The 25,904-nt window shown below is 66.6% G+C and carries 24 protein-coding genes; 10 read left to right on the top strand and 14 right to left on the bottom strand.

The window, feature by feature from the left end; genetic code table 11:
• Nucleotides 1–81: 81 nt before the first annotated feature.
• Nucleotides 82–2,376 carry a phosphoribosylformylglycinamidine synthase subunit PurL gene (gene purL / locus ACIBK2_RS07895; RefSeq protein ID WP_396964865.1) on the bottom strand — a complete coding sequence of 765 codons (2,295 nt, stop codon included), beginning with the start codon at nucleotides 2,374–2,376 and terminating at the stop codon, nucleotides 82–84.
• 274 nt (nucleotides 2,377–2,650) lie between these two features.
• Between purL and ACIBK2_RS07890 the strand changes: the two genes are divergently transcribed.
• A complete protein-coding gene (locus tag ACIBK2_RS07890; protein ID WP_396964862.1) occupies nucleotides 2,651–3,970 on the top strand; it encodes a glycosyltransferase 87 family protein in 1,320 nt (439 codons plus the stop codon).
• Here ACIBK2_RS07890 and ACIBK2_RS07885 read toward each other — a convergent pair.
• Entirely contained in the window at nucleotides 3,922–5,217 is a 1,296-nt protein-coding gene (locus ACIBK2_RS07885) for a M18 family aminopeptidase (protein ID WP_396964860.1), read from the bottom strand. The two genes, ACIBK2_RS07890 and ACIBK2_RS07885, sit on opposite strands and share 49 nt — an antisense overlap.
• 177 nt (nucleotides 5,218–5,394) lie before the next feature.
• Nucleotides 5,395–5,784: a hemophore-related protein gene (locus tag ACIBK2_RS07880; RefSeq protein ID WP_396964858.1), complete on the bottom strand. Its 390-nt coding sequence runs from the start codon at nucleotides 5,782–5,784 to the stop codon at nucleotides 5,395–5,397.
• A gap of 430 nt (nucleotides 5,785–6,214) precedes the next feature.
• Here ACIBK2_RS07880 and ACIBK2_RS07875 point away from each other — a divergent pair, with 430 nt between their 5' ends.
• Nucleotides 6,215–7,210 (top strand): alpha/beta hydrolase, encoded by a 996-nt coding sequence (locus tag ACIBK2_RS07875; RefSeq protein WP_396964856.1) that lies wholly within the window; start codon nucleotides 6,215–6,217, stop codon nucleotides 7,208–7,210.
• Nucleotides 7,211–9,123: 1,913 nt separating this feature from the next.
• Here the strand turns inward: ACIBK2_RS07875 and ACIBK2_RS07870 are convergent.
• Complete coding sequence (locus ACIBK2_RS07870) at nucleotides 9,124–9,555, bottom strand: MarR family transcriptional regulator (protein WP_357379553.1); 432 nt, start codon at nucleotides 9,553–9,555, stop codon at nucleotides 9,124–9,126.
• Between the two features lie 51 nt (nucleotides 9,556–9,606).
• On the opposite strand from ACIBK2_RS07870, the gene ACIBK2_RS07865 reads away from it, so the two are divergent.
• A complete protein-coding gene (locus ACIBK2_RS07865) occupies nucleotides 9,607–10,683 on the top strand; it encodes a substrate-binding domain-containing protein (protein WP_396964854.1) in 1,077 nt (358 codons plus the stop codon).
• A gap of 76 nt (nucleotides 10,684–10,759) precedes the next feature.
• Here the strand turns inward: ACIBK2_RS07865 and purQ are convergent, their stop codons facing one another.
• On the bottom strand, nucleotides 10,760–11,437 hold the full coding sequence (gene purQ, locus ACIBK2_RS07860; RefSeq protein ID WP_357379557.1) for a phosphoribosylformylglycinamidine synthase subunit PurQ: 678 nt from the start codon (nucleotides 11,435–11,437) through the stop codon (nucleotides 10,760–10,762).
• Nucleotides 11,434–11,670, bottom strand: a complete 237-nt coding sequence (gene purS, locus ACIBK2_RS07855) for a phosphoribosylformylglycinamidine synthase subunit PurS (protein WP_150403849.1) — start codon at nucleotides 11,668–11,670, stop codon at nucleotides 11,434–11,436. Before purS ends, purQ begins: the two co-directional genes overlap by 4 nt.
• A gap of 131 nt (nucleotides 11,671–11,801) precedes the next feature.
• Here purS and ACIBK2_RS07850 point away from each other — a divergent pair, with 131 nt between their 5' ends.
• A complete protein-coding gene (locus ACIBK2_RS07850) occupies nucleotides 11,802–12,446 on the top strand; it encodes an MBL fold metallo-hydrolase (RefSeq protein ID WP_396964851.1) in 645 nt (214 codons plus the stop codon).
• 21 nt (nucleotides 12,447–12,467) lie between these two features.
• Here ACIBK2_RS07850 and ACIBK2_RS07845 read toward each other — a convergent pair whose 3' ends face one another.
• On the bottom strand, nucleotides 12,468–13,832 hold the full coding sequence (locus ACIBK2_RS07845; RefSeq protein ID WP_396964848.1) for a dipeptidase: 1,365 nt from the start codon (nucleotides 13,830–13,832) through the stop codon (nucleotides 12,468–12,470).
• 264 nt (nucleotides 13,833–14,096) lie between these two features.
• On the opposite strand from ACIBK2_RS07845, the gene ACIBK2_RS07840 reads away from it, so the two are divergent.
• Nucleotides 14,097–15,494, top strand: a complete 1,398-nt coding sequence (locus tag ACIBK2_RS07840; protein WP_396964846.1) for a glutamate decarboxylase — start codon at nucleotides 14,097–14,099, stop codon at nucleotides 15,492–15,494.
• A 129-nt stretch (nucleotides 15,495–15,623) separates the two neighbouring features.
• Here the strand turns inward: ACIBK2_RS07840 and ACIBK2_RS07835 are convergent, their stop codons facing one another.
• Nucleotides 15,624–16,325: a DUF2334 domain-containing protein gene (locus tag ACIBK2_RS07835; RefSeq protein ID WP_396964844.1), complete on the bottom strand. Its 702-nt coding sequence runs from the start codon at nucleotides 16,323–16,325 to the stop codon at nucleotides 15,624–15,626.
• A gap of 194 nt (nucleotides 16,326–16,519) precedes the next feature.
• On the opposite strand from ACIBK2_RS07835, the gene ACIBK2_RS07830 reads away from it, so the two are divergent.
• Nucleotides 16,520–16,915, top strand: coding sequence for a type II toxin-antitoxin system Phd/YefM family antitoxin (locus tag ACIBK2_RS07830; RefSeq protein ID WP_396964842.1), 396 nt, complete (start codon nucleotides 16,520–16,522; stop codon nucleotides 16,913–16,915).
• Nucleotides 16,912–17,307: a type II toxin-antitoxin system VapC family toxin gene (locus ACIBK2_RS07825; RefSeq protein WP_396964840.1), complete on the top strand. Its 396-nt coding sequence runs from the start codon at nucleotides 16,912–16,914 to the stop codon at nucleotides 17,305–17,307. The genes ACIBK2_RS07830 and ACIBK2_RS07825 overlap by 4 nt, the downstream gene beginning before the upstream one ends.
• An 81-nt stretch (nucleotides 17,308–17,388) precedes the next feature.
• On the opposite strand, the gene ACIBK2_RS07820 is transcribed toward ACIBK2_RS07825, so the two are convergent.
• Both ACIBK2_RS07820 and ACIBK2_RS07815 read right to left on the bottom strand, forming a co-directional pair.
• The gene (locus ACIBK2_RS07820; RefSeq protein WP_396964838.1) at nucleotides 17,389–19,563 is read right to left on the bottom strand and encodes a S9 family peptidase; all 2,175 of its coding nucleotides are present in this window, start codon (nucleotides 19,561–19,563) and stop codon (nucleotides 17,389–17,391) included.
• Nucleotides 19,564–19,652: 89 nt separating this feature from the next.
• Nucleotides 19,653–20,036, bottom strand: coding sequence for a MerR family transcriptional regulator (locus ACIBK2_RS07815; protein ID WP_396964836.1), 384 nt, complete (start codon nucleotides 20,034–20,036; stop codon nucleotides 19,653–19,655).
• 46 nt (nucleotides 20,037–20,082) lie between these two features.
• Between ACIBK2_RS07815 and ACIBK2_RS07810 the strand changes: the two genes are divergently transcribed.
• Nucleotides 20,083–21,171 (top strand): alkene reductase, encoded by a 1,089-nt coding sequence (locus ACIBK2_RS07810; RefSeq protein WP_396964834.1) that lies wholly within the window; start codon nucleotides 20,083–20,085, stop codon nucleotides 21,169–21,171.
• A 111-nt stretch (nucleotides 21,172–21,282) separates the two neighbouring features.
• On the opposite strand, the gene ACIBK2_RS07805 is transcribed toward ACIBK2_RS07810, so the two are convergent.
• Entirely contained in the window at nucleotides 21,283–21,516 is a 234-nt protein-coding gene (locus ACIBK2_RS07805; RefSeq protein WP_396964832.1) for a hypothetical protein, read from the bottom strand.
• Nucleotides 21,517–21,683: 167 nt separating this feature from the next.
• Here ACIBK2_RS07805 and ACIBK2_RS07800 point away from each other — a divergent pair, with 167 nt between their 5' ends.
• Together ACIBK2_RS07800 and ACIBK2_RS07795 are read left to right on the top strand one after the other, a co-directional pair.
• Nucleotides 21,684–22,889, top strand: a complete 1,206-nt coding sequence (locus ACIBK2_RS07800) for a sensor histidine kinase (RefSeq protein ID WP_396964830.1) — start codon at nucleotides 21,684–21,686, stop codon at nucleotides 22,887–22,889.
• Nucleotides 22,886–23,551, top strand: coding sequence for a response regulator (locus ACIBK2_RS07795; protein WP_396964828.1), 666 nt, complete (start codon nucleotides 22,886–22,888; stop codon nucleotides 23,549–23,551). Before ACIBK2_RS07800 ends, ACIBK2_RS07795 begins: the two co-directional genes overlap by 4 nt.
• A 25-nt stretch (nucleotides 23,552–23,576) precedes the next feature.
• On the opposite strand, the gene ACIBK2_RS07790 is transcribed toward ACIBK2_RS07795, so the two are convergent.
• From ACIBK2_RS07790 to ACIBK2_RS07780, 3 genes are all read right to left on the bottom strand, one after another.
• Nucleotides 23,577–24,536, bottom strand: coding sequence for an alpha/beta hydrolase (locus ACIBK2_RS07790; protein WP_396964826.1), 960 nt, complete (start codon nucleotides 24,534–24,536; stop codon nucleotides 23,577–23,579).
• 128 nt (nucleotides 24,537–24,664) lie between these two features.
• Nucleotides 24,665–25,096 (bottom strand): HIT family protein, encoded by a 432-nt coding sequence (locus tag ACIBK2_RS07785; protein WP_396964824.1) that lies wholly within the window; start codon nucleotides 25,094–25,096, stop codon nucleotides 24,665–24,667.
• Nucleotides 25,097–25,386: 290 nt separating this feature from the next.
• Nucleotides 25,387–25,713, bottom strand: coding sequence for a hypothetical protein (locus ACIBK2_RS07780; protein ID WP_396964822.1), 327 nt, complete (start codon nucleotides 25,711–25,713; stop codon nucleotides 25,387–25,389).
• Nucleotides 25,714–25,904 lie beyond the last annotated feature (191 nt).

Here is a 25,904-nt window from a genome sequence, read left to right as displayed (position 1 = left end):
GCCCGCCTCCCCGCACCTAGGTCTGGCCTAAATACGCGGAGAGGCGGGGGAGCAGTGAGACCGCTTCAGTCTCCGGCGTCATCAGACTGCGCTTGCCCCGAACAACTTCGGCAGCGTGCCCTCGTGCGCGACACGCAGCTCGTCCATCGGGACGGAGAACTGCCCTTGCACCTCAACGGAATCCGTGCCCTGGTCGACCACGCCGATGCGCGTCCACGGCAGGCCGCGGGCGGTGCACATCTTGGTGAACCGGGTCTCCTCCGAGCGCGGCACCGCGACGAGCACGCGCCCGGCGGACTCGGAGAACAGCGTGACGAACGGGTCGGCGTCCTCGGGAAGCAGTACGCGGCAACCGGTTTCGCCGGCCAGCGCGGCCTCGACGACGGTCTGGATCAGCCCGCCCTCCGAAAGGTCGTGCGCGGCACTGATCATGCCGTCGCGCGAACCCGCGGTGAGCACCTCGGCGAGCAGCTGCTCGCGCGCGAAGTCGACCACCGGCGGCACGCCACCGAGGTGGTCGTGCACGACCTGGGACCAGATAGAGCCGCCGAACTCGTCGCGGGTGTCGCCGAGCAGGATCAGCGTCTCGCCCGGCTCCAGGCCCAGCCCGGTCGGGATGCGCCGGTGCACGTCGTCGATCACGCCGAGCACGCCGACCACCGGGGTCGGCAGGATGGCGGTCTGCCCGGTCTGGTTGTAGAAGCTGACGTTGCCGCCGGTGACCGGAATGCCAAGGGCCACACAGCCGTCCGCGAGACCGCGGACCGCCTGCTGGAACTGCCACATCACGCCGGGATCCTCGGGCGAGCCGAAGTTGAGGCAGTTGGTGACGGCCTTCGGGGTGGCGCCGGTGGTGGCAACATTGCGGTAGGCCTCGGCCAGCGCGAGCTGCGCGCCGGTGTACGGGTCCAGCTTGGTGTAGCGGCCGGACGCGTCGGTGGCCAGCGCGATACCGAGGCCGGTCTCCTCGTCGATCCGGATGACGCCCGCGTCGGCGTGCTCGGCGAGCACGGTGTTGCCGCGCACGTAGCGGTCGTACTGCTCGGTGATCCACTTGCGGCTGCACAGCTGTGGGCTGGCCAGCATCCGCAACAAAGTCGCGCGCAGTTCGTCGCCGGTCTTCGGGCGGGTCAGCTTGTCGGTGCTGTCGGCGATCAGCGCGTCCTGCTCATCGGGACGCTGCACCGGGCGCTCGTACACCGGGCCCTCGTGCGCGACGGTGCGCGGCGGCACGTCGACCACGGTCTCGCCGTGCCAGGTGATGACCAGCCGGTCACCGTCGGTGACCTCGCCGATCACCGTGGCCAGGGTGTCCCACTTGCGGCACACCGCCATGAACGCGTCCACGTTCTCCGGGGTGACCACCGCGCACATGCGCTCCTGCGATTCGCTGGAGAGCACCTCGGCCGGGGACATGCCGGTCGCGCGCATCGGCACCTGTTCCAGGTCGATGTGCATGCCGCCGTCGCCGGCCGCCGCGAGTTCGGAAGTGGCACAGGACAACCCGGCGCCGCCGAGGTCCTGGATGCCGACCACCAGCTTGGCCGCGTACAGCTCGAGACAGCACTCGATGAGCACCTTCTCGGTGAACGGGTCGCCGACCTGCACGCTGGGCAGCTTCTTGCGGCCGGTGCCCGACTCGTCACCGGAGAAGGTGTCCGAGGCCAGCACGGAGACGCCGCCGATGCCGTCGAGGCCGGTGCGCGCGCCGAACAGAATGATCTTGTTGCCGGTGCCGGAGGCGAAGGCCAGGTGCAGGTCCTCGACCCGCATCACGCCCGCGCACAGCGCATTCACCAGCGGATTGCCTTGGTAGGACGGGTCGAACACGGTCTCGCCGCCGATGTTCGGCAGGCCGAGCGAGTTGCCATAACCGCCGACGCCGCGCACCACACCGTCGACCACGCGCCGGGTGTCGGCCGCGTCCGCCGCGCCGAAGCGCAGCTGATCCATCACCGCGATCGGCCGGGCGCCCATCGCCATGATGTCGCGCACGATGCCGCCGACGCCGGTCGCCGCGCCCTGATACGGCTCGACATAGGACGGGTGGTTGTGGCTTTCCACCTTGAAGGTGACCGCCCAGCCGTCGCCGATGTCGACGACGCCCGCGTTCTCACCGATGCCAGCGAGCATCGAGGCCCGCATCTCCTCGGTGGTGGTCTGGCCGAAGTAGCGCAGGTGCACCTTCGACGACTTGTAGGAGCAGTGCTCGCTCCACATCACCGAGTACATCGCCAGTTCGGCGTCGGTCGGCCGACGGCCGAGAATTTCCTTGATGCGGGCGTACTCGTCGTCCTTCAGACCCAGCTCTTTATAGGGTTGCGGCACGTCGGGAGTTGCTGCGGCTGCGCTGACGGTGTCGACCTGCGAAGTCACGGGATACAGCGTCCTTTCGACATGATCGGGCGCGCTGCGTGGTTACGCTGCGCTACCGCCTCCGCGCTTGACCCGACCATGTCAGGGGTCCTTTCGGGCCGGGAGCGCGAAGCTGGGGATTCGCCTGGAAGTTTAGCCGTGACCTTTGGTGGGCAGCGTGGCGCATCGGCCTCACGCCCGGTTCGCCGTTTTCCTGTGCGCCAGGTCACTCGCTGAGATCGGGACCGCGCGCGCCGACGGGGGTCACACCACCGGTCACAGATACTCTGAGCCCGTGAACGAACGATCGGGGGTTGCGGATTCCGCTGAGCCGGTTGCCTCGAAGAACCTGAATGGCGGTGCGTCCGCCGAACCGACAGCCACCGAGCCGACCAGCTCCGCGCGCGTGCCGTTGTCGCGCGAGCAACGACGCTGGCTGCTGGCCGCGATCGGCCTGTTCGCCGCGTCCGCGGCGCTGTCGCTACTGGTCCACTGGTGGTCCGGCTACATCGATCTGCAGGTGTACCGCAACGGCGCCCGGGTCTGGCTCGACGACGGCGAGCTCTACGGGCCGATGCCGCCGGTCGCCGGAATCGGGTTGCCGTTCACCTATCCCCCGCTCGCCGCGCTGTTCTTCGCGCCGCTCGCGCTGATCCCGTTGCCGGTGGCCGAGGTGCTGGTCGTGGTGACCTCGCTGGCCAGCCTCGGCGCCACGCTGTGGGTGGTGCTCGCGCGGATCCGGCCCGAGCTGCCCCGGGTCACCACCGCGACGATCGTCATCGGCGTGGTCGCGCTGCTGCAGACCTTCGAACCGCTGCGCCAGACCTTCGGCTTCGGCCAGATCAACCTGGTCCTGATGGCCGCGATCACGCTGGACTGCCTGGTGCGCAAGCCATTCTGGCCGCGCGGCATGCTGATCGGCATCGCGGTGTCGGTGAAGCTGATTCCCGGCGGCTACCTGCTGTACTTCCTGCTGCGCAGGGACTGGAAGGCGGCGGGCACGCTGGTCGTCTCCGCGATCGGGGCGATCGGCCTGGGTTTCCTGCTGTTCCCAAGTGATTCGGCCGAGTACTGGTTCCACACCCTCGCCGACACCGGCCGGATCGGGCCGCCGTACTTCGCGGGCAACCAGTCGATCAAGGGCATGGTGTTCCGGCTCGGCGTCTCGGACTCGCTGGCCACTCTGCTCTGGATCGCCTTGTCGCTGGTGGCGGTCGCACTGGCCGCCGTCTGGATGCACCGGCTGATCGACGCGGGCGCGAACGTGGCCGCGCTGATGGTGAATGCCGCGGTGGTGCTGCTGGTTTCGCCGATCTCCTGGTCACACCACTGGGTGTGGATCGCGCCCGCGCTGGTGGTGACGGCGGACGCGATCGTGCGCGGCCGACGCAGCCCGCTGTTCCTGGGCTCCGTCGGCGTGCTCACCGTCATGTTCATCATCGGACCGCAGTGGCTGCTGCCGCACTCCGAGGACAAGGAACTCGGCTGGGCCTGGTGGCAGCAGCTCATCGGCAGCAGTTACGTGCTCGCCACCCTCGCGGTGTTCGTCGTCGCGGTGGCGACCTATCACCCGGTGACGGCAGGCGTCAGGAAGGCCGCCAGCGCCGCGGCGTAGGCCGGAATGTCGGCGGCGCCCATGATTTCGCGCGCCGAATGCATGGCCAGCTGGGCCGCGCCCACGTCGACCGTCGTCATGCCGGTACCCGCGGCCGTCATCGGGCCGATGGTGGAGCCGCACGGCAGATCGGCGCGATGCACGTAGCGCTGCAACGGAACTCCCGCCTGCGCGCACGCCAGCGCGAACGCGCCCGCCCCGACGGCGTCGGTGGCGTAGCGCAGGTTCTGGTTGACCTTGAGCACCGGTCCGCCGTTCACCTGGATCCGGTGGGCGGGCTCGTGCCGCTCGGGGTAGTTGGGGTGCGTCGCATGCGCCATGTCGCCGGAGGCGCAGACCGAAGCGGCCACGGCGGCAAAGAATTCGGAGCGATCGCCGCCGCGCGACAGCACGATCCGTTCCAGCACCGTCGGCAGCAGATCGGACTGGGCGCCGCGATCGGACTGGCTGCCGACCTCCTCGTGGTCGAACGTGGCGAACACGGGAATGGCCGCGCCCGGTTCTTCGACCGCGGCGAGGAAGGCCTGCAGGCCCGCGTAGCAGGTGACCTGGTTGTCCAGCCGGGGCGCGCTGACCAGATCCTGGTCGCGGCCGACGATTCGGCTCGACGCCAGGTCGTGCGTCATCAGTTCCCAGCCGAGCAGCGTGGCGGGGTCGAGGTCCGCGTGCTCGGCGACGAAGGCCAGGAACGAACGGGGCTCGCGGCCGACGCCCCACACCGCGTTGACGTGCCGCTGCGGATCCAGCGTGACGCCCTTGCGGTCGTCGGACAGGTGAATGGCCAGCTGCGGCACGCGCAGAATCGGCTCATCGATGCGAATCAACTGCTCGCGCACCGTGTCTCCGGCGCGCACGGTGAGCCGCCCGGAGATGCCGAGCTCGCGGTCGAGCCAGGAATTGAGCCACGCGCCGCCGTAGGGCTCGAGGCCGACCAGCTGCCAGCCGGCCGACGCCAGATCGGGATGCTGTTTGACGCGCAGGTTCGGACTGTCGGTGTGCGCGCCGACGACCCGGAACGGCGTCACCCCCGCGGCGTCGGCTGTCGCCCACGCGATCAGCGAGCCGCCGCGCACCACGTAGTGCTTGCTCGGGCCGTCCGATGGCCACGGTGCCGATTCGTCGAGGCGGGTGAAACCGTTCGCGTCCAGTTCGGCCGCCAACGTCCGGCAGACGTGGAAGGGCGAGGGCGACTCATCGATGAACGCGCACAACCCGGTGGCCGTGGCAGCAGTGGTGGAAACGGGCATGCTGCGATCCTAGGGTCCGGTGATCTTGTGCACGGAAGGTGCTGATCAGGGCAGGGCCGGTGGCGTTCCCGCCAGGCGCGAACGCCGACCTGCCCACCTACTACCTGCTAAGTCATCCGCTAAGTCATCCTGTGCTAAGTCATCCTGCTGCTGCTCGGTACAACTGGTGGAGCCGAACTACTTGGCGTACGTGTCGCAGGTCGCGCCGACCCGGCCCATCTTGGCGCCGAGGTCCGGGCTCTCGCCCAGCGCCTGGTCCAGACCGTTGGTCACCTTCTGGCCGACCAGCTGCTGCAGCGTGTTCGCCCGCATCTCCGGCGCGACCTCGTAGGCCATCTTCAGCATGCCCTTCTGCATCGGCGAGGCATCCAGGCGCGCGGCCATCTCCGGCAGTTCCGTGTGGATGGCGCCATCAATTTGCGCGAAGGAGCACTGCGAGGTGAGCAGCGGCGACAGATCGCCGATCATATCCGCAGACGCAATTCCCGTTCCGAACAACGAAGCACCTGCGGCGATCCCGCTGATGGCGAGAGTGGCGAAGGCGTAACGCGGGTTGAGCATCTTCATGAATTCACCCTTCGGAGAGCTCGATCGGATGTTCGGGGCTGAATACCCCGGCGGTGATGGTACCCAAGGAATTAGACAGACCACCTACCGAGTCCGGTCAGCGCACGTTTACGCCGCATTTGCCGAGCGTGCTTTGCCTGCCGGACATGGGCGAATCGCCCTGAATATTTCCGAACGGACGAGTCACGGGTCGTTGGCGCGTCGAACATCGTTGCGCCACTTGACGGCAACCGATACCGCCGCATGTCAACTGACCAGTTCGTAAGCCATTCTACGTAATTCGGACATTACATCGTGTCGCCGCACGAACAGTACGAGCGACGTGCTAAAAGCTTGTCCTATGAATTGGAGCGTAAACGCAGAAGCGCACAACTCCCGCAGATCACGTTCCGTAGCCACCATCGCGGCGTCCGGACTGATCGCCTGCGCTATGACAACATTGGGGGTATCGACGGCCACGGCCGATCCGGCCACCGACGCGAAACTGGTAACCACTTCGGTTACTTCACCCGACGGCTCGCGGATAACCGGCACCGAGTCCATCGACGATCGCAATATCCGACTTCAGGTTTATTCCGCGGCAATGGACAAGACCTTCCCGGTCGAGATTCAGCTGCCCGCGGATACCTCGGTGCCAAGGCCCGCCCTGTATCTGCTGAGCGGCGCAGGCGGCGGCATCGATATCGCCTCCTGGCAGGCGCAAAGCGACGCCCGGCAGTTCATGGCGGACAAAAACGTCAACCTGGTGCTGCCCATCGGTGGCATGTTCAGTTATTACACCGACTGGATCAAGGATGACCCGGTACTCGGGCGCAACAAGTGGAAGACCTACCTGACCGAGGAACTGCCGCCGATCATCGACGCGGCACTCGGCACCAATGGCGTGAATTCCATCGCGGGCATCTCCACCTCGGCCACCACGGTGCTTGCGCTGCCCATCGCCAAGCCCGGTCTCTTCAAAGCGGCTGCTGCCTATAGCGGTTGCGCCCAGACCAGCGACCCGCTCGGTTCCCGGTTCGTGAAATTCGTGGTCGACGGGTACGGCAATGCCAACCACGAGAACATGTGGGGGCCGACCGGATCGCCCGATTGGATCGCCAACGATCCGTACGTCAACGCCGAAGGGCTGCGCGGCACGGAACTGTACATTTCGTCGGGCAACGGCCTGCCCGGCCGTTATGACACCCTCGACGGCCCGCACACCCAGCCGGGCGTGAGCGGCCTTGCCAATCAGATCCTGATCGGCGGCATGATCGAGGCGGCCACCAACAACTGCGCGCAGAATCTGCGGACCAGGCTGAACGAACTCGGCATCCCGGCGACCTACGCGCTGCGCGATTCGGGCACGCACTCGTGGGGCTACTGGCAGGACGAGCTGAAGGCGTCCTGGCCGGTGCTCGCGCACGGCATGGGCCTGCCTGCCTAAACCGCTACCGACCAGCTGCTAGACAGGTCCTGGAGGACCGGGTACGGCCCGCTACATCGGCCGCCCGGTCCTTCTTTGCGTTCGGCGGGCGTGAGTCACCGTGCGGGACAAGGCAGACCGTGGGGGACGTGGCGGGGAAAGCGCCGCCGGGTGCTCCGAGCTACGACATCGAGAGTTACCCACGCAGGCGCGTCAGCAATACAGTGCGGTTTTCTCGGACATACCTATACCCGAAAACGAGATCGTGCCGGACGCCTGCAGTGCGTCCGGCACGATCTCGATATATCTGTCCGGCTAGGCAGGGGCCCAGCCGGGCGGGTGCAAACTAGACGACCGCGATGATGATCGCCAGAATCACACCGAGGGCCGCAACAGCAGCACCGAGAAAACTACCAACACCGGGGAGCAGCATTCTTCCTCCTGTTTATGGATTGATCCACTGCGATGCGCAGTGGTCATCATTGCCAGTTTGTGGCTTGTGAATGTCGAACAGCCTCACTCGGGAGGCGTTCATGATCTCGGCCTGCTCGGAGACTTCCAGTCGGACGCTCGATGATGCGGAGCATCCGGCACGATCTCGACCTCAGCCGGCCGGACGGTATCTAGCTAGACGACGGCGATGATGATTGCGAGAATCACGCCGAGGGCCGCAACGGCAGCACCCAGAAAACTACCAACACCGGGCAGAAGCACAGTTCCTCCTGTTTGTCGGTCGAGCTTGATCAGATGTCGAGCTGCCTCGACCACAGCGAATCAGCCGAGGTTCGCCTCACCGAGGAGGCATTTCACGAACTCAGCTAGCTGAAAGGCTGCTGACTAGACGACGGCGATGATGATCGCCAGAATCACGCCGAGGGCCGCGACAGCAGCACCGAGGAAACTACCAACACCGGGGAGCAGCATTTTTTCTCCTGTTTGTCGGTGGATCAATTGATCGAGCAGTAGCGATGACGCCGACTGCCGATTGAAGACTGTAGAACATTGGTGGCCGATAAGAAAATCGGCCGAGGCCGCCTCACTGCGGAGGCGGCTTCGTGATCTCGATCAGCTCAGTGAGCTAGACGACCGCGATGATGATGCCGAGAATCACGGTCAGAGCGGCAACAGCGGCACCGGCCATACTTCCAACGACGGGGAGCAGCATTGTTCCTCCTGATAGTAGGTCGAACCATTTGATCGATCGGTGGCGGACGCCACCGCCGATTTCAGACTGTCGACTTCCTCGACATATCAGAAAGTAGCCGACGTTGCCTCACATCGGAGGCGTTTGACGAACTCGGTCGGTTGGAAAGTTAGATGACCGCGATGATGATACCGAGAATGACGGTCAGTGCGGCAACAGCGGCTCCGGCCATACTTCCAACCACGGGCAGCAGCATTGTTCCTCCTGATAGTAGGTCGATCCATGGATGACTTAGCGTTGGTGATCATGCCAACTGTCGAGGAACAAACCTCGAACCGACTCGGCGTGTCGGCAAATTCAACGACACACCCCCGTTCTGGGCGGTGAATTTAATTGGACGCCAATACTCATTAATCGAATTGGACGATCGACCGGCCAGCCGAATGCTCAACCGGCGCAAGCAAATCCATCGAACGCAGCCCATCCGGCAATCCCCATACCATCCATCCCGCGATATATGCAAAAGCGCAGGAGTGGAAACTCGGCCCACCGGCCGACAAAGGACGCCACAGGACACAACGGGAGACCGGAACGGCCAGCACGATCGCGATGCACGGATCGCAATCACACGGATGCCGTCGCGTCAACGACGCGAATCAGAAAGGTTTACGCTTCGGATCTACCGAATCGTTCGCGGTCAATCAATTCCACACAGAATTGACGAGGGGGCGGCCGATCGCGGCAATCACCACGGATCGGACTTTCGGGACATTCGTCCGCTGAATTAGCGCTACTCGGGGTTCGCTGAAACGAGTTCCAGCAAACGCATCAGTTCGGTGTAGCGGCGCGCACCGATCCGGGACCGCAGTTCCTGCTCCGCCCGCGCCTCCTCGGCCCGCACCGAAGCGACCAACTCCGCGCCGAGCCGGCTCAGCCCGATCAGGATCCGCCTGCGGTCGTCCTGCGCCGCCAGCCGGAAGATCAGACCGCGCTCGGCCAGGTAGTCCGCGTGCCTGGTCGCCGAGGACGGGGCGAGCTGCGACCTGGCCGCTAGCTCGCTCATGGTGATGCCGGTCTCACTGGAGAGATTCGACAACATCGACCACTGGTCGGGTGTGAGCTGCCTGGCACACAGTGCGGCGTCCAAGTGACGCAGCCAACCGCGTTCCGCGGCACGCAGCGCACCATGCAGCGTCGAATATCCGCTTACAATGGTCGTCATTGTTATTCCTGCCTGCCATGAATTTCGCTCTAACGAGAAGAAGAGTACCGAATGCCGGCGTTCGGCGAGAGCCCAGAGGGCACTATCGAGATCCTGAACATAGTCCCGATGCAGGGACCAGGCGGTATCGTGGCCCCCTCCTGCGACGCGGCGATTTCCCTTGCGGTCGACGAAATCAACCGGGGCACAGGAATTCTCGGGCGCGAAATTCGTACTACGAATATCGATGGCGGGCGTCCGCCGCACGAGGTGGCCAGCGAGGTTTCCGCGCTGCTTGCCACCGGCATGGTCGATGCGATCACCGGCTGGCACACCTCCGCGGTGCGCCGGGTGGTGGCCCGGGCGACCGACAGCCGGGTGCCCTATTTATTCGCCACCGGGCACGAGGGCCTACCGGACGAGCTACCCGGTGTACTGATGCTGGGCGAGCACCCGGCGGGCCAGACACTGCCCGCTCTGCGCTGGCTCGCGCGCGAGCACGGGGTGCGCCGCTGGGCCATCATCGGCAACGACTACATCTGGCCGCGGGAGTCGGCCAAAGCCATCCGCAACAGCCTGACCGACCCCGCCGACGTGGTGCTGGAGCGATTCGTCCCGCTCGGCGCACCCGATTTCGGCGACTTCCTGAATCATCCGGCGCTCGACCAGGCCGACGGCGTGGTGATCCTGATGGTCGGCGCGGATGTGTCCCGGTTCAACCGGCAGTTCGCCGCGACCGGGCGGGCCGCCGAGCAGCTCCGGATCAGCCCCGCCGCCGACGAGAACGTGTTACTGGCGGGCGGTGCGAGCGCCAACCACAACTTCTATGTCGCGTCGAGCTTCTTCATCGACGAGCACACCTCGGACGGACGGGACCGGGTCGACCGCTATCGCAAACTGCACGGCGAATTCGCGCCGGCGCTGACCAGTTTCAGCAACATGACCTACGAGGCCATTCACACGCTGGCTGGGCTCGCACACGCGGTGGGCTCGCTGCGGGTACCCGATGTGCTCGGCGCGATCGACCACGGCGTGCTGCTGGAGACCCCGGGCGGGCAGCGCGCCTTCCAAGGCAACCAAGCCATCCAGCACGGCTATATCGCCCGTGCCAACGGCGTCCGCTTCGATATCGTCGCCAGAATCACCTGAGCCGCACCCTCTTCGAACTCCCGCGTTGATCGGCGCGGTGGATCGAAAAGTGTGCGGCTCTTGGTGGCTTACGCGGTTACGCGGAGACCAGGGTGTCCAGCACCGAGAGGAACAGGCCGAGGCCGTCGTCGCTCGGGCCGGTCAGTGCCTCGGTGGCGTGTTCAGGGTGCGGCATCAGGCCGACGATGCGGCCGTCGGCCGAGGCGATGCCCGCGATGCCGCGCTGCGAACCGTTCGGGTTGTCGCCCGCGTAGCGGAAGACCACCCGGCCCTCGCCCTCCAACTCGTCCAGCACGGCGGCGGAGGCCTGGAAGCGACCCTCGCCGGACTTCAACGGGATCAAGATCTGGGCACCGGCCTCGTAGCGCGAGGTCCACACGGTCGACGCCGATTCCACCCGCAGCCACTCGTCGCGGCAGATGAAGTGCAGTCCCTCGTTGCGGGTCAGCGCGCCGGGCAGCAGACCCGCTTCACACAGCACCTGGAAGCCATTGCAGATGCCGAGGACCGGCAGACCGGTCTTCGCGGCACGCACGACCTCACCCATCACTGGCGCGAACCGGGCGATGGCGCCCGCGCGCAGGTAGTCACCGTAGGAGAAGCCGCCGGGCACGATCACCGCGTCGACGTTCTTCAGATCCGCGTCCGCGTGCCAGAGACTGACCGCCTCGGCACCGGCCAGGCGCACCGCCCGGGCCGCGTCGACATCGTCGAGCGTGCCCGGAAACGTGATGACTCCGATACGGGCCGTCATGACAGCCGGGTGACTTTCCACTCCTCGATCACGGTGTTGCACAGCAGTGCCTCCGCGATCTGCTCGAGCTCGGCGTCACCGACACTGTCGTCGACGTCGAGTTCGAATCGCTTGCCCTGCCGTACATCCGAGATGCCCTCGAATCCCAGGCGCGGGAGCGCACCGACGATGGCCTGTCCCTGGGGGTCCAGGATCTCGGCCTTCGGCATCACCTCGACCACGACTCGTGCCACGCGTTGCTCCTCATGTGGTGGTGGGGGGGTTACCTGAGCAGCGTAGTTGTGCTGGTTGCCCGCGCCGTCCCCGGGGTCGGCCAAAATCCGCACCGCATGCCCGAATTCTGGTCGCGCAATAACATGGCGGAATGCGCATAGCTCACTTCGGCCACTCCTGCCTCCTCGTCGAGCTACACGGCAAGAAGGTGCTGTTCGACCCGGGCACCTTCTCGCACGGCTTCGAGGGCCTCACCGATCTGGACGCCATCGCGATCACCCATCAGCATCCGGACCACATCGATCCCAACCGGATCGAGGCGCTGGTCGACGCCAACCCCGGCGCCCGGCTGCTCGCCGATCCGCAGACCGCGCAGCAGCGCGAGGAAAAGTGGGAGGCGGTGCACGCCGGCAACGTGCTCACGCTGGGCGATCTGCAGATCACCGGAGGCGGCGGCAGGCACGCGGTGATCCACCCGGAGATCCCGGTGGTGGACAACACCGTGTTCCAGCTCGGCACCCCCGACGATCCGGCGCAGCTCGTGCATCCCGGCGACTCGCTGTGGGTGCCGCCGGTCCAGGTCGGCGTGCTCGCGATCCCGGCGGCCGCGCCGTGGATGAAGCTCAGCGAGGCGGTGGACTACCTGCGTGCGGTCGCGCCGCGCACCGCGCTGCCCATCCACTACGGCATCATCGAGCAGGCGGCGCAGGGCATCTACTTCGGCCGGTTGTCCGAAATGGGTCCGGCCGGCACGGAATTCACCGTGGTCGAGCCGGAAGACCAGCGCGAGTTCTAGCGCTTCCGGCTAGGCACGGCGCTATCCGGGTTGCTCGGCGTAGTTCAGCAGGAACAGCGCCTCGGCCAAGGCCATGTGCTCGATCTCGGACGGATCCACGCTCTCGTTGGGGGCGTGGATCAGGCACGTCGGTTCCTCGACGCCGAGCAGCATGATCTCGGCGTCCGGATAGGTGTCGGCGAAGACGTTGCACAGCGGAATCGAGCCACCCTGCCCCTGGGTGGTCGCCGCGCGACCGTACGAGACGGCCAGCGCGGTCTCCATCGCCTCGCGCGCCGGACCGCCCGCGCCGGAACGGAACGGCGCGCCGATGCCCTCCGGTTCGATGGTGAGCTCGGCATTCCACGGGGTGTTCGCCTCGAGGTGCGCGACGAGCGCCTTGTGCGCCTGCTCCGGATCGGTGCCCGGCGGGATACGCAGGCTGAGCCTGGCGCGGGCCGACGGTTGGATGGCGGCGGCCGAGCCGACCACCGGCGGGACGTCGATCCCGAGCACCGTCAAAGCCGGTCGCGCCCAGAGCATGTCGGCGACGGTGCCGTCACCGATCAGCTCGACGCCGCGCAATACGCCTGCGTCGGTACGGTATTGATCCTCCGGGTACTGCACGCCGGACCAGCGCTGATCGTTCGGCAGCCCGGCCACCGTGGTGTTGCCGTGCTCGTCGCGCAGCGTGGCGAGCAGGTGGATCAGCGCGGCGAGCGCGTCCGGCGACGGTCCGCCGAACATGCCGGAATGCAAAGGGCCGGTGAGGGTTCGGATGGTGACGACGACACTCACGCTGCCGCGCAACGTTTCGGTCAGCGTCGGCACGCCCGCGGCGAAGTTGCCGCAGTCGCCGATCAGGATCGCGTTCGCCCGCAACAGATCCGGGTTGGCCTCGACGAAACGCTCCAGCCCGCCGGTGCCCTGCTCCTCGGAACCCTCGGCGACCACCATGACACCGAGCGGCAGGTCGGGCCCGAGCGCGCGCAGGGCGGTCAGGTGCATGACGATATTGCCCTTGCAGTCGGCGGCGCCGCGGCCGTACCAGCGGCCGTTCTTCTCGGTCAGCTCCCAGACCGGCGTGCGCCAGGCCGCGCTGTCCAGCGGCGGCTGCACGTCGTAGTGGCAGTACAGCAGCACCGTCGGCGCGCCGGGCGGCGCGGGGCGGGCGGCGATGACGGCCTTGCTGCCGTCCGGCGTCTCGTGCAGCCCGGCCCTGGTCAGGCCCGCCGCGACGAACGCGTCCGCGACCCACTGCGCGGCCCGCTCGCATTCCTCCGGCGGGAACTGGCGGGCGTCGGCCACCGATTTGAACGAAACAAGCTGCGTCAGATCGGTTTTCGCCTGTGGCATGAGCGCGGCTACCTTCGCGCGCAGCTCGGCGGTGCGGGAATCGTCGGTCATTGCCAGCGCCTCACTTCTTCGTGTCGTCGCGCTCCATGTCGCGCACCCGAATGCCGGGACGGTCCGGGCGGCAGCGGCCGACAGCGCCGCTGTCCCACTCTCGCACGAACCAACTGATACAGAGCTGGAAATCTAGTCGACCGAGCAGTCCGTGTCGCCCGACTTCCGGCGACGGCACCGGCTGCTCGATCGACCTCGGTGTGATTGTGTTGGGTGACTGCAGTTCGGTACCACCACGCGAGCCGATACTCCGGAGGCCACCCGATGTCCCACAGCGCAGACTCCGACGACCTGTTCGCCCTACCCGGCATGAGCCGGGTCGCGCCCAAGGCCGGTTTCCCGGACCACGAACTCTTCGCCGAGGTCGCCTACGAGATCGTGCACGACGAGCTCATGCTCGACGGCGTCTCGCGGATGAACCTGGCCACCTTCTGCACCACCTGGGTGGACGATCAAGCCCGCAGGGTGATGGTCGAAGCGCTCGACAAGAACATCGTCGACAAGGACGAATATCCGCAGACCGCCGAGCTCGAGCGACGCTGCGTCCGGATGATCGCCGACCTGTGGCACTCCCCCGATCCGGCGGGCACGCACGGCACCTCGACCACCGGGTCCAGCGAGGCCGCGATGCTCGGCGGGCTGGCCGCCAAGTTCCGCTGGCGGCAACGCGGCGGCACCGGCACACCCAACTTCGTGTGCGGGCCGGTGCAGGTCTGTTGGGAAAAATTCTCGAGATACTTCGACGTCGAGATCCGCCAGATCCCACTGCGCGGCGACCGCCTGACCATGCACCCGGACGACGTGGCCGCCTACTGCGACGAGCGAACCATCATGGTGGTGCCGACCTTCGGGCAGACGTTCACCGGGTTGTTCGAGGATGTCGCCGGGATCAGCCGCGCCCTCGATCAGCTGCAAGAGTCGACCGGGTTGGATATCCCGATCCACGTCGACGCGGCGAGCGGCGGCTTCCTCGCCCCGTTCACCGCGTCGGACCTGGCGTGGGATTTCCGGCTGCCGCGGGTGAAGTCGATCAACGCCTCGGGCCACAAGACCGGGCTCGCGCCGCTCGGCGTCGGCTGGGCGATCTGGCGCGAGGCGGCCGACCTGCCCGCCGAGCTGATCTTCGACGTGGACTACCTCGGCGGGAGCATCGGCACGTTCAACCTGAATTTCTCGCGGCCCGGCGGACAGGCCATCACCCAGTACTACGAGTTCATCCGGCTCGGCCGCACCGGATACACCCGCGTCCAGTCCGCCATCTACAGCGCGGCCCAGCATCTGGCGGCCGGGCTGCGCGAGCTCGGGGTGTTCGAGATGATCCACGACGGTGACCCGCGCCGGGGCATCACCGCGGTGGCGTGGCGATTGATCGGTGATCCCGGGTTCAACCTGTACGACCTGTCGGACCGGCTGCGCAGCAGGGGCTGGCTGATCGCCGCGTATCCGCTACCGGCGGACCGGGAGGACGAGACGATCATGCGCGCGGTGATCCGGCACGGCTTCACCGTCGACATGGCCGAGCTGCTGCTGGCCGACTTCGAGCGGTGCATGAAACAGCTGGTGCAGCATCCGTTTTCGACCTCGCTCACCCGGCAGGAGGCGGGCGGGTTCACGCACAGCGCGCGAGCGGTGGTGCCGGACAAGAAGATCGAGCCCGCGTGAGCGAGCCGACGCTGGAGCGCCGCCGCTCGATTTACGCCATTTCACGAGCGGCGGCGCCGATCGGCCACGCTCGGCGGTGCCGATAACCACGGAGCCGCGGTGCCCGACCACACCACGCCGCGGCGTCTTTCAGGCCGCGCGCGCGATGGCGGGCGGTTCCCAGCGGTAGACGGTACCGGTCGCGCCGTGGAACAGGGCCAGGTCGACGGCGTCGAGCATGGCCTGGCGCGGGCCGGAACGTTCCAGTTGTGCGGCCGACACCGCGAGGCGCAGCATGCCGCCACGGCGCGCGGTGCGCGCGGCGCCCATCACCAGCGCGCGACACCACCACGGTTCGGCGCGGAAGCCCTCGCCGATGCCGTACACCCGAACCTTCTGTGCCACATTGTGTTCCAGGTCCAGGATCGAGGTCAGGCCGAGCGCGACCCGGAAGCCGACCTCGGGCAGCGCCTCGATGGCGCCGACGGAGGCGTCCCAGCGCGGCGCGGCGAACAGGCGAGTGCGCAACTCCACCCGCTCCATCACCCGATCCGCCGCGGTGAGCCGCAGCCGCGCCTCATGCCTTGGCAGCGTGGCGAATTCGGCCCGGCGGCGCTTGGTCGCCGCCTGGTCGTAGCCGTGCAGCACGATCGCGTCGCCGCGGGCCCGGCGGCCGCGCAGCCACGCCTGCGTCGCCGGATCATCGACCAGCTTGTACTTGCCCTTCAATCGGGGCGCCACGAGCAGCGACAGTGGCACACCGCGCTGGTCCATCTCGGCGGCGAACTCGATCGCCGCGTCCCGAGTGGTGTCCCTGATCCCGGAAATGGATACGACCAGCTCAGCGTTCATGAATTTACGGTGCCAGGGGCAGATGTACTGGGCGTGCAGGCGGGATGACCGGGCGAAGAACACCGTGACACACGTTCTCGCCGAAATCCCTTTCCCTGTTGTGCCTACACGTTGTACCCTCGCGTAAGCACTTTGTCGGGCTCGGCGCTCGCCGATTCAGCCCGTGGGACCCTCGATCGAGGGGAGACGCTCGGATGCGGACAGTTTCTGTCAGAGAATTCTCTTACAACCCAAGCGCGATACTCGCGGAAGTAGAGCAGGGGGAAACAATCCAAGTGACCAAACACGGTAAGACCATTGCTGTTCTCTCGCCACCGTTCGATGAGATGAGCACGTATGACCGGCTGGTGGCGCAAGGTGTGATCATCGAACCGCCGGGCGGCGCCCGGACCGTCGGGCAGATGCTCGAGACCTTCGAGAAGTACAAGTACGTCGAGGTCGATCAGGAAGCAGCCGACGACGCGGTGGCCAGACTGATCAGGGACCGTGAACAACGAGACGAGTTGCTGCGGCGACTCGGACGCGGCGAGGATCCAGCGGATGCCAACGCGGCGGTGTACGGCGACGAACTGAATGGGCCGGAGCGATGATCCTGTATCTCGACGCCTCCGCGATCATCACCGAGACCACCGGGCGCCCATATGCGGGAGCACTGAATAAGTTCACGAAGCAACACCAATCCGCGAAGTTGGCTACGAGCACAATCGGATTCGTCGAATCAGTGCGCGGATGCGACGACATCGGGAGCTTTCCCGGCTTGATGCAAGATCTGAACAACCGGTTCATGAAGATCCCGCTGACCGATAGTGTCTGCGACCTCGCCACGTATCTACCTCGACGACTGAAAACCGCGGACGCCATTCACGTGGCCAGTGCGATGCAGTTGGAGCGGGAACTACTCGCGCTGGTCACCTACGACGATCAAATGGCGGATGTGGCACACGAGTTGGGACTGCCGGTCGCGATGCCCGGCAAGAGATAAATCTGCCGCCGGATACGAATACTGCGAAAGGTTCTGTGAAAACGGGAGGCCGGGCGATGAAACCGGCCTCCCGCCACAGGATTACGCGTCGGCCAAGCCCACCCGGTCCAGCACCCAGGCGTACTCGAAGGCGACTTCCTTCCACTTCTCGTATCGGCCGCTGACACCACCGTGGCCCGCGCTCATCTCCGTCTTCAGCAGCAGCTGCGCGTCACCCGTCTTGGTGGCGCGGAGTTTCGCAACCCATTTGGCGGGCTCGACGTAGAGCACGCGGGTGTCGTTGAGGCTGGTGATGGCCAGGATGGCCGGGTAGTCCTTGGCCTCGATGTTCTCGTACGGGGCGTAGGACTTCATGTAGTCGTAGACGTCCTTGTCCGCCAACGGGTTACCCCACTCGTCCCATTCGATGACGGTCAACGGCAGCGACGGATCCAGGATCGAGGTGAGCGGATCGACGAACGGGACATTCGCCAGGATGCCGGCGAACAGCTCCGGCGCCAGGTTCGCCACCGCGCCCATCAGCAGGCCGCCCGCGCTGCCACCGTCGGCGATCATCCGGTCCGCCGCGGTCTTGCCGGTATCGATCAAATGCCGTGCGCACGAAACGAAATCGGTGAAGGTGTTCTTCTTGGTGAGCGTCTTGCCGTTCTCGTACCAGAGCCGGCCCATCTCGCCGCCGCCACGCACATGCGCGACCGCGAACACCATGCCGCGATCCAGCAGCGACAGCCGCGAAACCGAGAAGGAGGGATCCATACTCGCCTCGTAGGAGCCGTACCCGTAGAGCAGCAAGGGCTTCGGCGCATCCACCGCGAGCCCCTTCTTCCACACCAGCGAGATCGGGATCCGGGTGCCGTCCTCGGCGATCGCCCAATCCCGGTGCTGCTCATAATCGTTCGCGTCATAGCCGCCGAGCACCGGCTGCTCCTTGCGCAGCAGCAGATCGCCGGTGGCCGGCACGTAGTCGAACACCTGCACCGGCGTGATGAACGAGGTCAGCCCGATGCGCAGGGTCGGCTGCGCCCACTCCGGGTTCGCACCCGCGCCGACGGCGAAGAGCTCCAGATCGAAGTCGAGTTCGCGCCGCTCGCCGTACCCGCTGTCGGTCAGCGGCCAGACCGCGACCCGGGTGAGCGCCTCGCGCCGGTAGCTCAGCACCAGGTGATCGGCGTAGGCATCGACGTCCTCGAGGCGGACATCGTCGCGGTGCTCGATCAGCAGCGTCAGGTCCGACGGATCGGCGACCGGGGCGTCGGCGAGCACGAAGTTCTCCGCCTTCACGCCGTCGACCACATCGTTGTGCAGGATCAGGAATCGGTCCGCGCCGCCGACCACCGCGTGCTCGGCGGAGTACTCGACGCCCTCGCGACGCGGCAGGATGACCCGGAATTCGCCCTCGGGATCATCGGATTCGAGCACCCAGCCCTCGGTGGTGATCTTGGAGCCGACCCAGATCATCAGGTACTTCTCCGAGCGGGTCGAGGTGATGCTCACCCAGTAGCGCTCGTCGGGCTCGTGGAACACCTTCACATCGGTGGCGGTCGGAGCGCCGAGCCGGTGCCGCCACACGGTGTCGGGCCGCCAGGACTCGTCGACCGTTTGATAGAAGACGTGCGTGCCGTCCAGCGACCAGGTCGCGCCCGGCGCCGTCTCGGCGATCGCGTCGGACAGCATCTCCCCGGTGCGCAGATCCTTGAAGCGCAGCACGTACCGCTCGTCACCGACGGTGTCCACGGAGTAGGCGAGCAGGTTGCCGTCATGGCTGAGCGAGAACGCGCCCAGCGCGAAGAAGTCGTGTCCCTCGGCGACCACGTTGCTGTCCAGCAGGATCTGTTCGCCCGGCACCTCGGTGCCCGCCTCCAGCTGCGGCGGGGTCCAGGCATCGATGCCCTCGGCGTCGGCCGCGATCGGACACCGGCAGTGCACGCCGTACTGCTTGCCCTCGAAGCTGCGCGAGTAATACCAGTACTCGCCCATCCTGGTCGGCACGGACAGGTCCGTCTCCTGGGTGCGGCCCTTGATCTCGTCGAAGATCGAGTCGCGCAACTCGGCTAGATGCGCGGTCTGCGCCTCGGTGTACGTGTTCTCCGCCTCGAGGTGCGCGATGACCTCGGGGTTCTCCTTGTCCCGCAGCCACTCGTACTCGTCGACGAACACGTCGCCGTGATGCACGCGTTCGGTGGGCACCGTCTTGGCGATCGGTGCCGTCACCCCGTCGAGGTCTGAGATCGTTCCGGTACCGCTGTCGAGAGCCATGGGTTCCACCGTAGCGGCGCGGACCCCGCCCGTCCCGCCAGGACCCGGCAACCGCGCTGCTCGAGCTGTCGCACTGAGGTATTGCTGATCTATCCCTGCCCCTCGGTGCGCGGCTTGGGGCCGGAGGCGGCCTCGATGACGCTGTCGAGCACCTCGCGGGTGCGGTCCAGGTCGCGCATGGCCTGTTCGATCCGCTCGCGCTCCCCGGTGAGCTTCTGCACCAGGAATGGAGTGGCGGCCGCGTTCGGGCTGCCGTCCACGTCGTGGATGCAGGGCAGCAATTCCCCGACGGTGTCGCTGTGCAGGCCGGCGGCGAACATCTCCTGGATGCGCCGGACCCGGTCGACGGCCGACGCCGGGTACTCGCGCTGCCCGCCGGAGGTCCGCTCCGATGCGAGCAGTCCCTTGGTCTCGTAATACCGCAGCGACCGGACGCTGACGCCGGTCCGCTCGGCCAGTTCACCGATGCGCACAATCGCTCCTTGACCTGACATTGATGTCAGGTTTTACGGTACAGGAATGCTGCTACTGACCGAATACCGCAATTCCGCACGGGCACTGCCCAATCGGATCGTCATGTCGCCGATGACCCGGCTGCGCTCGCTGCCCGACGGCTCGCCGACCAGCGATGTCGCCGACTACTACGCCCAGCGCGCGGCGGCCGGACTCATCGTGACCGAGGGCATCTGGCCGCATTCGACCGGGCAGAGCGAGGCCTGGGTGCCCGGGCTGCACACCGAACGGCACGTCGAGGCGTGGCGACGGGTCACCGAGGCCGTCCATGCGAACGGCGGGCGAATCTTCGCGCAGCTCATGCACGGCGGACGCAAGGGACACCCGCTCGCCCGGATCGACGGCTCCTGGCCCGCCGGTCCGTCCGCGGTACTGGACGAGGATCGGGTGCACCTGATCGACGGCGGCAAGGGCGAGCCGATCACACCGGCGACACTCGACCGCGCCGATATCGAGGCGGCCGTCGAGCAGCATGCCATCGCGGCCCGCAACGCCATCGCGGCCGACTTCGACGGTGTCGAAATCCACGGCGCCAACAGCTATTTCGTGCATCAGTTCCTGGCGGACAACACCAACCTGCGCACCGACGAATTCGGCGGATCGATCGAGAACCGGATGCGCCTGCCGCTGGCCGTCGTCGATGCCGTGGCCGCCGAGATCGGCGCGCATCGCACCGGAATCCGCCTGTCCCCCGGCAACCCGCAGTTCAATATGGTCGAAGCCGATCCGGCCCCGCTCTATCGCACGCTGGTCACCGAACTCGACCGCCGAAACCTGGCCTACCTGCACCTGACCGACAACGACAGCTACCGGGCGCTGGCCGACCTGCGGCCACGCTGGCGCGGCACCCTCATCGCCAATATCGGCGAAAACCGCGCGCCGACAACGGCCGAGGCCGCCGAGGACGTGCTGCGCGCGGGCCTGGCCGACCTGGTGTCGTTCGGCCGCCACTTCATCTCGAACCCCGACCTCGTCCATCGCCTCACCCACGACCTCCCGCTCGCCCCGATCCGCGAGCACCTGCTCTACGGCCGCACCGCCGAGGGTTACAGCGACTACCCGCACTGGCAGCCCGCCGAAGTATCGGCCCACTGATTCCGGCGCGGACGAATCGTCCTGCCGCGCACAGAATTGCCAGCAGTTATGTGCGCGGCGGGAAGTTTCGGACGCGGCATCAGGGTTTTCCCGGGGCCGGACATGGGGGTTTCAGGCTTCGAGCAGTTTCACTTTGTTGTTCGCGCGTTCGGCGAGGATCCCGCCGCAGGTGGCGAGCACGACGAGCACGACGAGTTGACCGCCCCAGCCGCCGGGCACCCAGTCGAGCACGCCCCACACCTGGGATTTGCGGTGATCGATGAACAGGCGGAGGACGGCCTGGGCCGACGCGACCAGCAAGACCATGCCGACGATCTGCAGTCCGACCCACACGTTCTTGCCCATCACACTCTCCGTTTCCTGCGTTGACTGGCGGCGACGTATCTCATAATTGCCCCGAGGCAGGTCATCGCACATCGGCCATCGGTCGACGGCGGGTTCATCCTTTGGTCGACCCGAATTCGCCCTGGAGGCCGATGCGCGGGCGGTCGCGCGCCACCTACAGTCGCGTCATGTCCCCCGCACCCCTGTCGTCGGCGCCACCGCTTCGGCCGTGGTCGCACGCCTGGCGACTCACAGCGGTCGCGGGCATCGGCCTACTCGCCTGGTCGACCACCAAGGACCAGATGGCACCGATCGACGGCGCCCTGCTCACCTGGTTCCAGATCGGCGATCCGCTACTCGGCGTGGCATGCATGCTGCTCACGCTGCTGCGGCGCCGCTATCCGGTGGCCATCGCGGCGATCGTGACGGTGATGTCCACCGCGTCGGTCACCGCCAATGGCGCGGCGGCCCTGGTGCTGTGTTCGCTGGCCACCCGGCGGCGCTATGCCGAGACCATCGCGCTGGCGGTCGTCAGCATCGGGACCGGCCTGCTCACCGACAGCGTGATCTACCCGACCGAAGCTGACGTGCAGCCGTATTGGGTCGGACCGGCGGTGATCACGGCGGCCATCGCCACCATTGTCGCGATCGGCTTCGCGGTCGGCGCGCGGCGAGATCTGGTGTGGTCGTTACGGTCTCGCGCCGAGACCGCTGAGCGAGAACAGCACGCGCGGGCCGCCGAGGCGCGGCTGCTGGAACGCAATCGCATCGCGCGGGAAATGCATGACGTGCTGGCACATCGGATTTCGGTGGTGGCGATGCATGCCGGCGCGCTCGGTTTCCGCACCGACCTGACCAGGGAGCAGACCGCCGCGACGGCGAAAACCATTGCCGAGAACGCGCATCTCGCGTTGCAGGAGCTGCGTGAGGTGCTCGGCGTGTTGCGCACCAGCGACGACGCGCTCACCGACACCCCGGAACCGCCGCAGCCCACCCTCGCCGATCTCGCGCGCCTGGTCGACGAGGCGCGCTCGGCGGGCATGGACGTGTCGATCACCGACACCACGACGGCCGACCTCCCGGCGACCAGCGCGCGCACGGCGTATCGCATCGCCCAGGAGGGACTGACCAACGCGCGCAAGCATTCTCCCGGCGCCGCGGTCCGCGTGCGCATCGACGGCGGGCCGGGCCAGGATCTGATCGTCGACGTCGGCAACTCCGCGCCGCGCAGGCCCGGCTTTGCGCTACCGTCCTCCGGCTACGGTCTGCTCGGTCTCACCGAACGTGCCGAATTGGTCGGCGGCACACTGGATTACGGCCCCGATCCGACCGGCGGTTTCCGGCTGCGTGCCGTGCTGCCGTGGCCCGCCGTTGTCGCGACGAGCGACAGATGAACGCACGCATCCGCGTGGTCGTCGTCGACGACGAGCCATTGGCTCGCTCAGCATTGACGATGATCCTCGGCGGCGATCCGGAGCTGGAATTGGTCGGTGAGGCCGCCGACGGGGAACAGGCGCTCGCGGTGGTCCGCGCACAGTCCCCCGACATCGTGCTGATGGATATCCGGATGCCGGTCCGGGACGGGCTCGACGCCACCCGCGAACTGCTGAGCCGGGCCGACCCGCCCCGGGTGGTGGTGCTGACCACGTTCGACGCTGACGACATGGTGTTGCAGGCGTTGCGAATCGGGGCACACGGATTTCTGCTGAAAGACACACCGCCCGCCGATATCGTCGCCGCGGTCAAGCAGGTGGCGGCGGGGCGGCCGATGCTCTCGCCGAGCATTACCGCGCAACTGATCTCGGTGGCCACCGCCGGGCCGAGTGACGACGCCGCGGCACGCGAGCGGGCCCGCACCGCCCTCACCGCGCTGACCGAGCGCGAACGCGACGTCGCCGAAGCGATCGGCCGTGGCCTGTCCAATTCCGATATCGCCAAGGAAATGCACCTGAGCATCGCGACGGTGAAGTCGTATACCAGCAGGCTGCTCACCAAACTCGATGCCGAAAACCGGGTCCAGATCGCGATTGTCGTGCTCAATGCGGGGCGGAACTAGGGAATCCGCTGCGCCCGTGCGGAATTCAGGCTCCGATCGACGGCGCGATGGTCGACCACGACGCGTGCAGCATGTCCTGCCAGTAGGACCAGGAGTGAGTTCCGGTAGCGCTGTAGTCGACTCGGGCGGGGATGCCGAGCCCGCGCAGGCGCTGTTCGAACGCGACCACGCAGGCGTTGACGCCGACCTCGACCGGGCCGCCGAGGAAGATGTTCTCCGCCAGTTGGGGTTTGATCTCCGTCTCGTGCGGACCGGGGATGCCGGTGCCGCTGGACAGATAGATTGTCTTGCCGCGCAGGCGTTCTGCCAGCTGCGCCGGATCGTGTTCGGCCCAGGCCGGACTGCCCGGAGCGCCCCACATATTGAGCGGGTTGCCGCCGCGGTTGGCGATGGAGAACATCACCGCGCCCATCGCCAGGCCGGTATCGGGGCAAGCGCTGTAGCCCGCGACCGCGCGGTACAGCGACGGGTTGCGGGCGGCCAGGATGAAGGCCGCATTGCCACCCATCGAGAGTCCGCCGATCGCGTTGACGCCGTTGCCGTTGAATCGGGCGTTGATCAGTGGTGGCAGTTCCTCGGTCAGGAACGTCTCCCATCGGTAGTGGCCGAGTTGCGGGTCGTCCTGCTGCCAGTCGGTGTAGTAGCTGGCCTCGCCGCCGACCGGGAGCACGACGTTGACGTTCGAGCCCGCGAAGAATCGTTCCGCATCGGTGGCGTTGGTCCAGGTGCTCTGGCTGGTGCCGGGATCGAGGCCGTCCAGCAGGTAGTACGCGGGTCGCGGGCCGCCGCCCGCCGGATGCAGCACCTGAACCTGGATCGTGCGCCCCATCGCGGGCGAATTGACGAACATCGCGGTGCGCGTCGGGCTCAGGTTGTCGATCCGCTCGACCTGCGCGGCCGACGCCATCGCAGGTCCGATGACCGCGGGCCCGAGCACGCCGAGCGCGACGGTCAGCACTGCCACAGCAACTGGTGTTCGACGCACGGTCACACCTCCATCGCCGCATCACAACGGCTTTTAAAGGTAGCTCACCGCAGGTTGTTGCGGAAGTGATCTAGCTCTCGGCGTTCATTCAGCAAATCAGCCGGTACGGCACATACTTCCCGCCGAACTCACGAATTCGAACGACCGAGCGCCCCTCGAATAGACCCGGCCAGATAATCCAGGTCGGCCCGCGGCGGACTCGTGGGCCGCCCGCGCAACCCGAACCCGTCCCCCGGCGTCCGCGGAATCACATGCAGATGCACATGAAACACCTCCTGCCCCGCCGTAACCCCATCGGCGAGAAAGAAATTCACCCCATCACACCCCACCTCACTCACCCGCAACGCCGCCGCCACCCGCTGCCCCACCTGAAACAACTTCCCCCCGACCACCGGATCCAACTCGGCGAGACTGCGCGCAACCACCTTCGGCACCACCAACACATGCCCCGGCGTCATCGGCCGAATATCCATGAACGCCAACACATCCGCGTCCTCATACACCCGACTCGCCGCCGCCCGCCCAGCAATGATCTCCCCAAAAACCGTGTACGGATTCACCCCGAAACCCTAACGCGCCCGACTATCCTCACCAGCGATAAATTCACTACCCCCACCATCTCGCCAGGCTCATACTGACAACAGCTCCTGGCACTAGCTGGGAGAAGTGGACCCGGCTCGTCACCGGACGGTGGGAAGCCGGGTTCCGCGCGCACAGCAGCCGCGCGTCGGCGCATCGCAATTACATAGCCATCAAACATAAGATGCAGTAGCATCGAGGGCAGCTCCCGGCACTAGCTGGGAGAAGTGGACCCGGCTCCTCTCCGGACGGTGAGCAGTCGGGTTTCGCGCTATCTACGAGAGTTTTCGACGTTGTAGACGTCCTGCACCAACGGTGCGACCATCGCCTTCCACACCCCACCCGCACCAAACGCCCAGGCGACCGCGTCCGGCCACCACAGCCCGGGTTCACAATGCGGGAGCATGTGCACGTACGGCAGATCCGCCGATGCTTTGCGAAGCACCCTGGCAATGCAGTGTCGATCACGATGGTCCAGGCTCTCCCGCGATTCGATCACCAACCGCTCCGCCTTCAAGTCCACCAGGTGCGTCACCAATCGAGCCATGCATTCGTCGCGAGCGCGAACCTCGATCCCTCGCCCCACGAATATCGTCACGCGGACACCTTCACATCGCGCCATAGCGGCAAGAATCAGCCGCCGTCGACTGTCCGGCTCCTTAGCGAAATGCCAGCGCCGCTGCCCAGGCAAGCAGAGACCGCGGACAAGCGACCGCGCATCTGCCAACCGCTCAGGCGGAATGAGGGCAGCACAGAGGAGGTAGCGGTCGCGACGAATCGACTCGTCCA

Origin of the sequence: Nocardia sp. NPDC050175, assembly GCF_044459885.1 — a bacterium.
Lineage (GTDB): Bacteria > Actinomycetota > Actinomycetes > Mycobacteriales > Mycobacteriaceae > Nocardia.
The sequence above is the reverse complement of the archived record's forward strand: the minus strand, read 5'-3'. Positions and strand labels throughout refer to the sequence as shown.

Bases quoted from the DNA above. Each gene is read 5' to 3' on its own strand.
- ACIBK2_RS07795 (WP_396964828.1), top strand. From the start codon at position 22,886: ATGAACGCACGCATCCGCGTGGTCGTCGTCGACGACGAGCCATTGGCT.
- ACIBK2_RS07810 (WP_396964834.1), top strand. From the start codon at position 20,083: ATGCTGCTACTGACCGAATACCGCAATTCCGCACGGGCACTGCCCAAT.
- ACIBK2_RS07835 (WP_396964844.1), bottom strand. From the start codon at position 16,325: ATGAACGCTGAGCTGGTCGTATCCATTTCCGGGATCAGGGACACCACT.
- ACIBK2_RS07825 (WP_396964840.1), top strand. From the start codon at position 16,912: ATGATCCTGTATCTCGACGCCTCCGCGATCATCACCGAGACCACCGGG.
- ACIBK2_RS07820 (WP_396964838.1), bottom strand. From the start codon at position 19,563: ATGGCTCTCGACAGCGGTACCGGAACGATCTCAGACCTCGACGGGGTG.
- ACIBK2_RS07850 (WP_396964851.1), top strand. From the start codon at position 11,802: ATGCGCATAGCTCACTTCGGCCACTCCTGCCTCCTCGTCGAGCTACAC.
- ACIBK2_RS07875 (WP_396964856.1), top strand. From the start codon at position 6,215: ATGACAACATTGGGGGTATCGACGGCCACGGCCGATCCGGCCACCGAC.
- ACIBK2_RS07840 (WP_396964846.1), top strand. From the start codon at position 14,097: ATGTCCCACAGCGCAGACTCCGACGACCTGTTCGCCCTACCCGGCATG.
- ACIBK2_RS07870 (WP_357379553.1), bottom strand. From the start codon at position 9,555: ATGACGACCATTGTAAGCGGATATTCGACGCTGCATGGTGCGCTGCGT.
- ACIBK2_RS07885 (WP_396964860.1), bottom strand. From the start codon at position 5,217: ATGCCCGTTTCCACCACTGCTGCCACGGCCACCGGGTTGTGCGCGTTC.
- ACIBK2_RS07830 (WP_396964842.1), top strand. From the start codon at position 16,520: ATGCGGACAGTTTCTGTCAGAGAATTCTCTTACAACCCAAGCGCGATA.
- ACIBK2_RS07800 (WP_396964830.1), top strand. From the start codon at position 21,684: ATGTCCCCCGCACCCCTGTCGTCGGCGCCACCGCTTCGGCCGTGGTCG.
- ACIBK2_RS07845 (WP_396964848.1), bottom strand. From the start codon at position 13,832: ATGACCGACGATTCCCGCACCGCCGAGCTGCGCGCGAAGGTAGCCGCG.
- purQ (WP_357379557.1), bottom strand. From the start codon at position 11,437: ATGACGGCCCGTATCGGAGTCATCACGTTTCCGGGCACGCTCGACGAT.
- ACIBK2_RS07805 (WP_396964832.1), bottom strand. From the start codon at position 21,516: ATGGGCAAGAACGTGTGGGTCGGACTGCAGATCGTCGGCATGGTCTTG.
- ACIBK2_RS07880 (WP_396964858.1), bottom strand. From the start codon at position 5,784: ATGAAGATGCTCAACCCGCGTTACGCCTTCGCCACTCTCGCCATCAGC.
- ACIBK2_RS07865 (WP_396964854.1), top strand. From the start codon at position 9,607: ATGCCGGCGTTCGGCGAGAGCCCAGAGGGCACTATCGAGATCCTGAAC.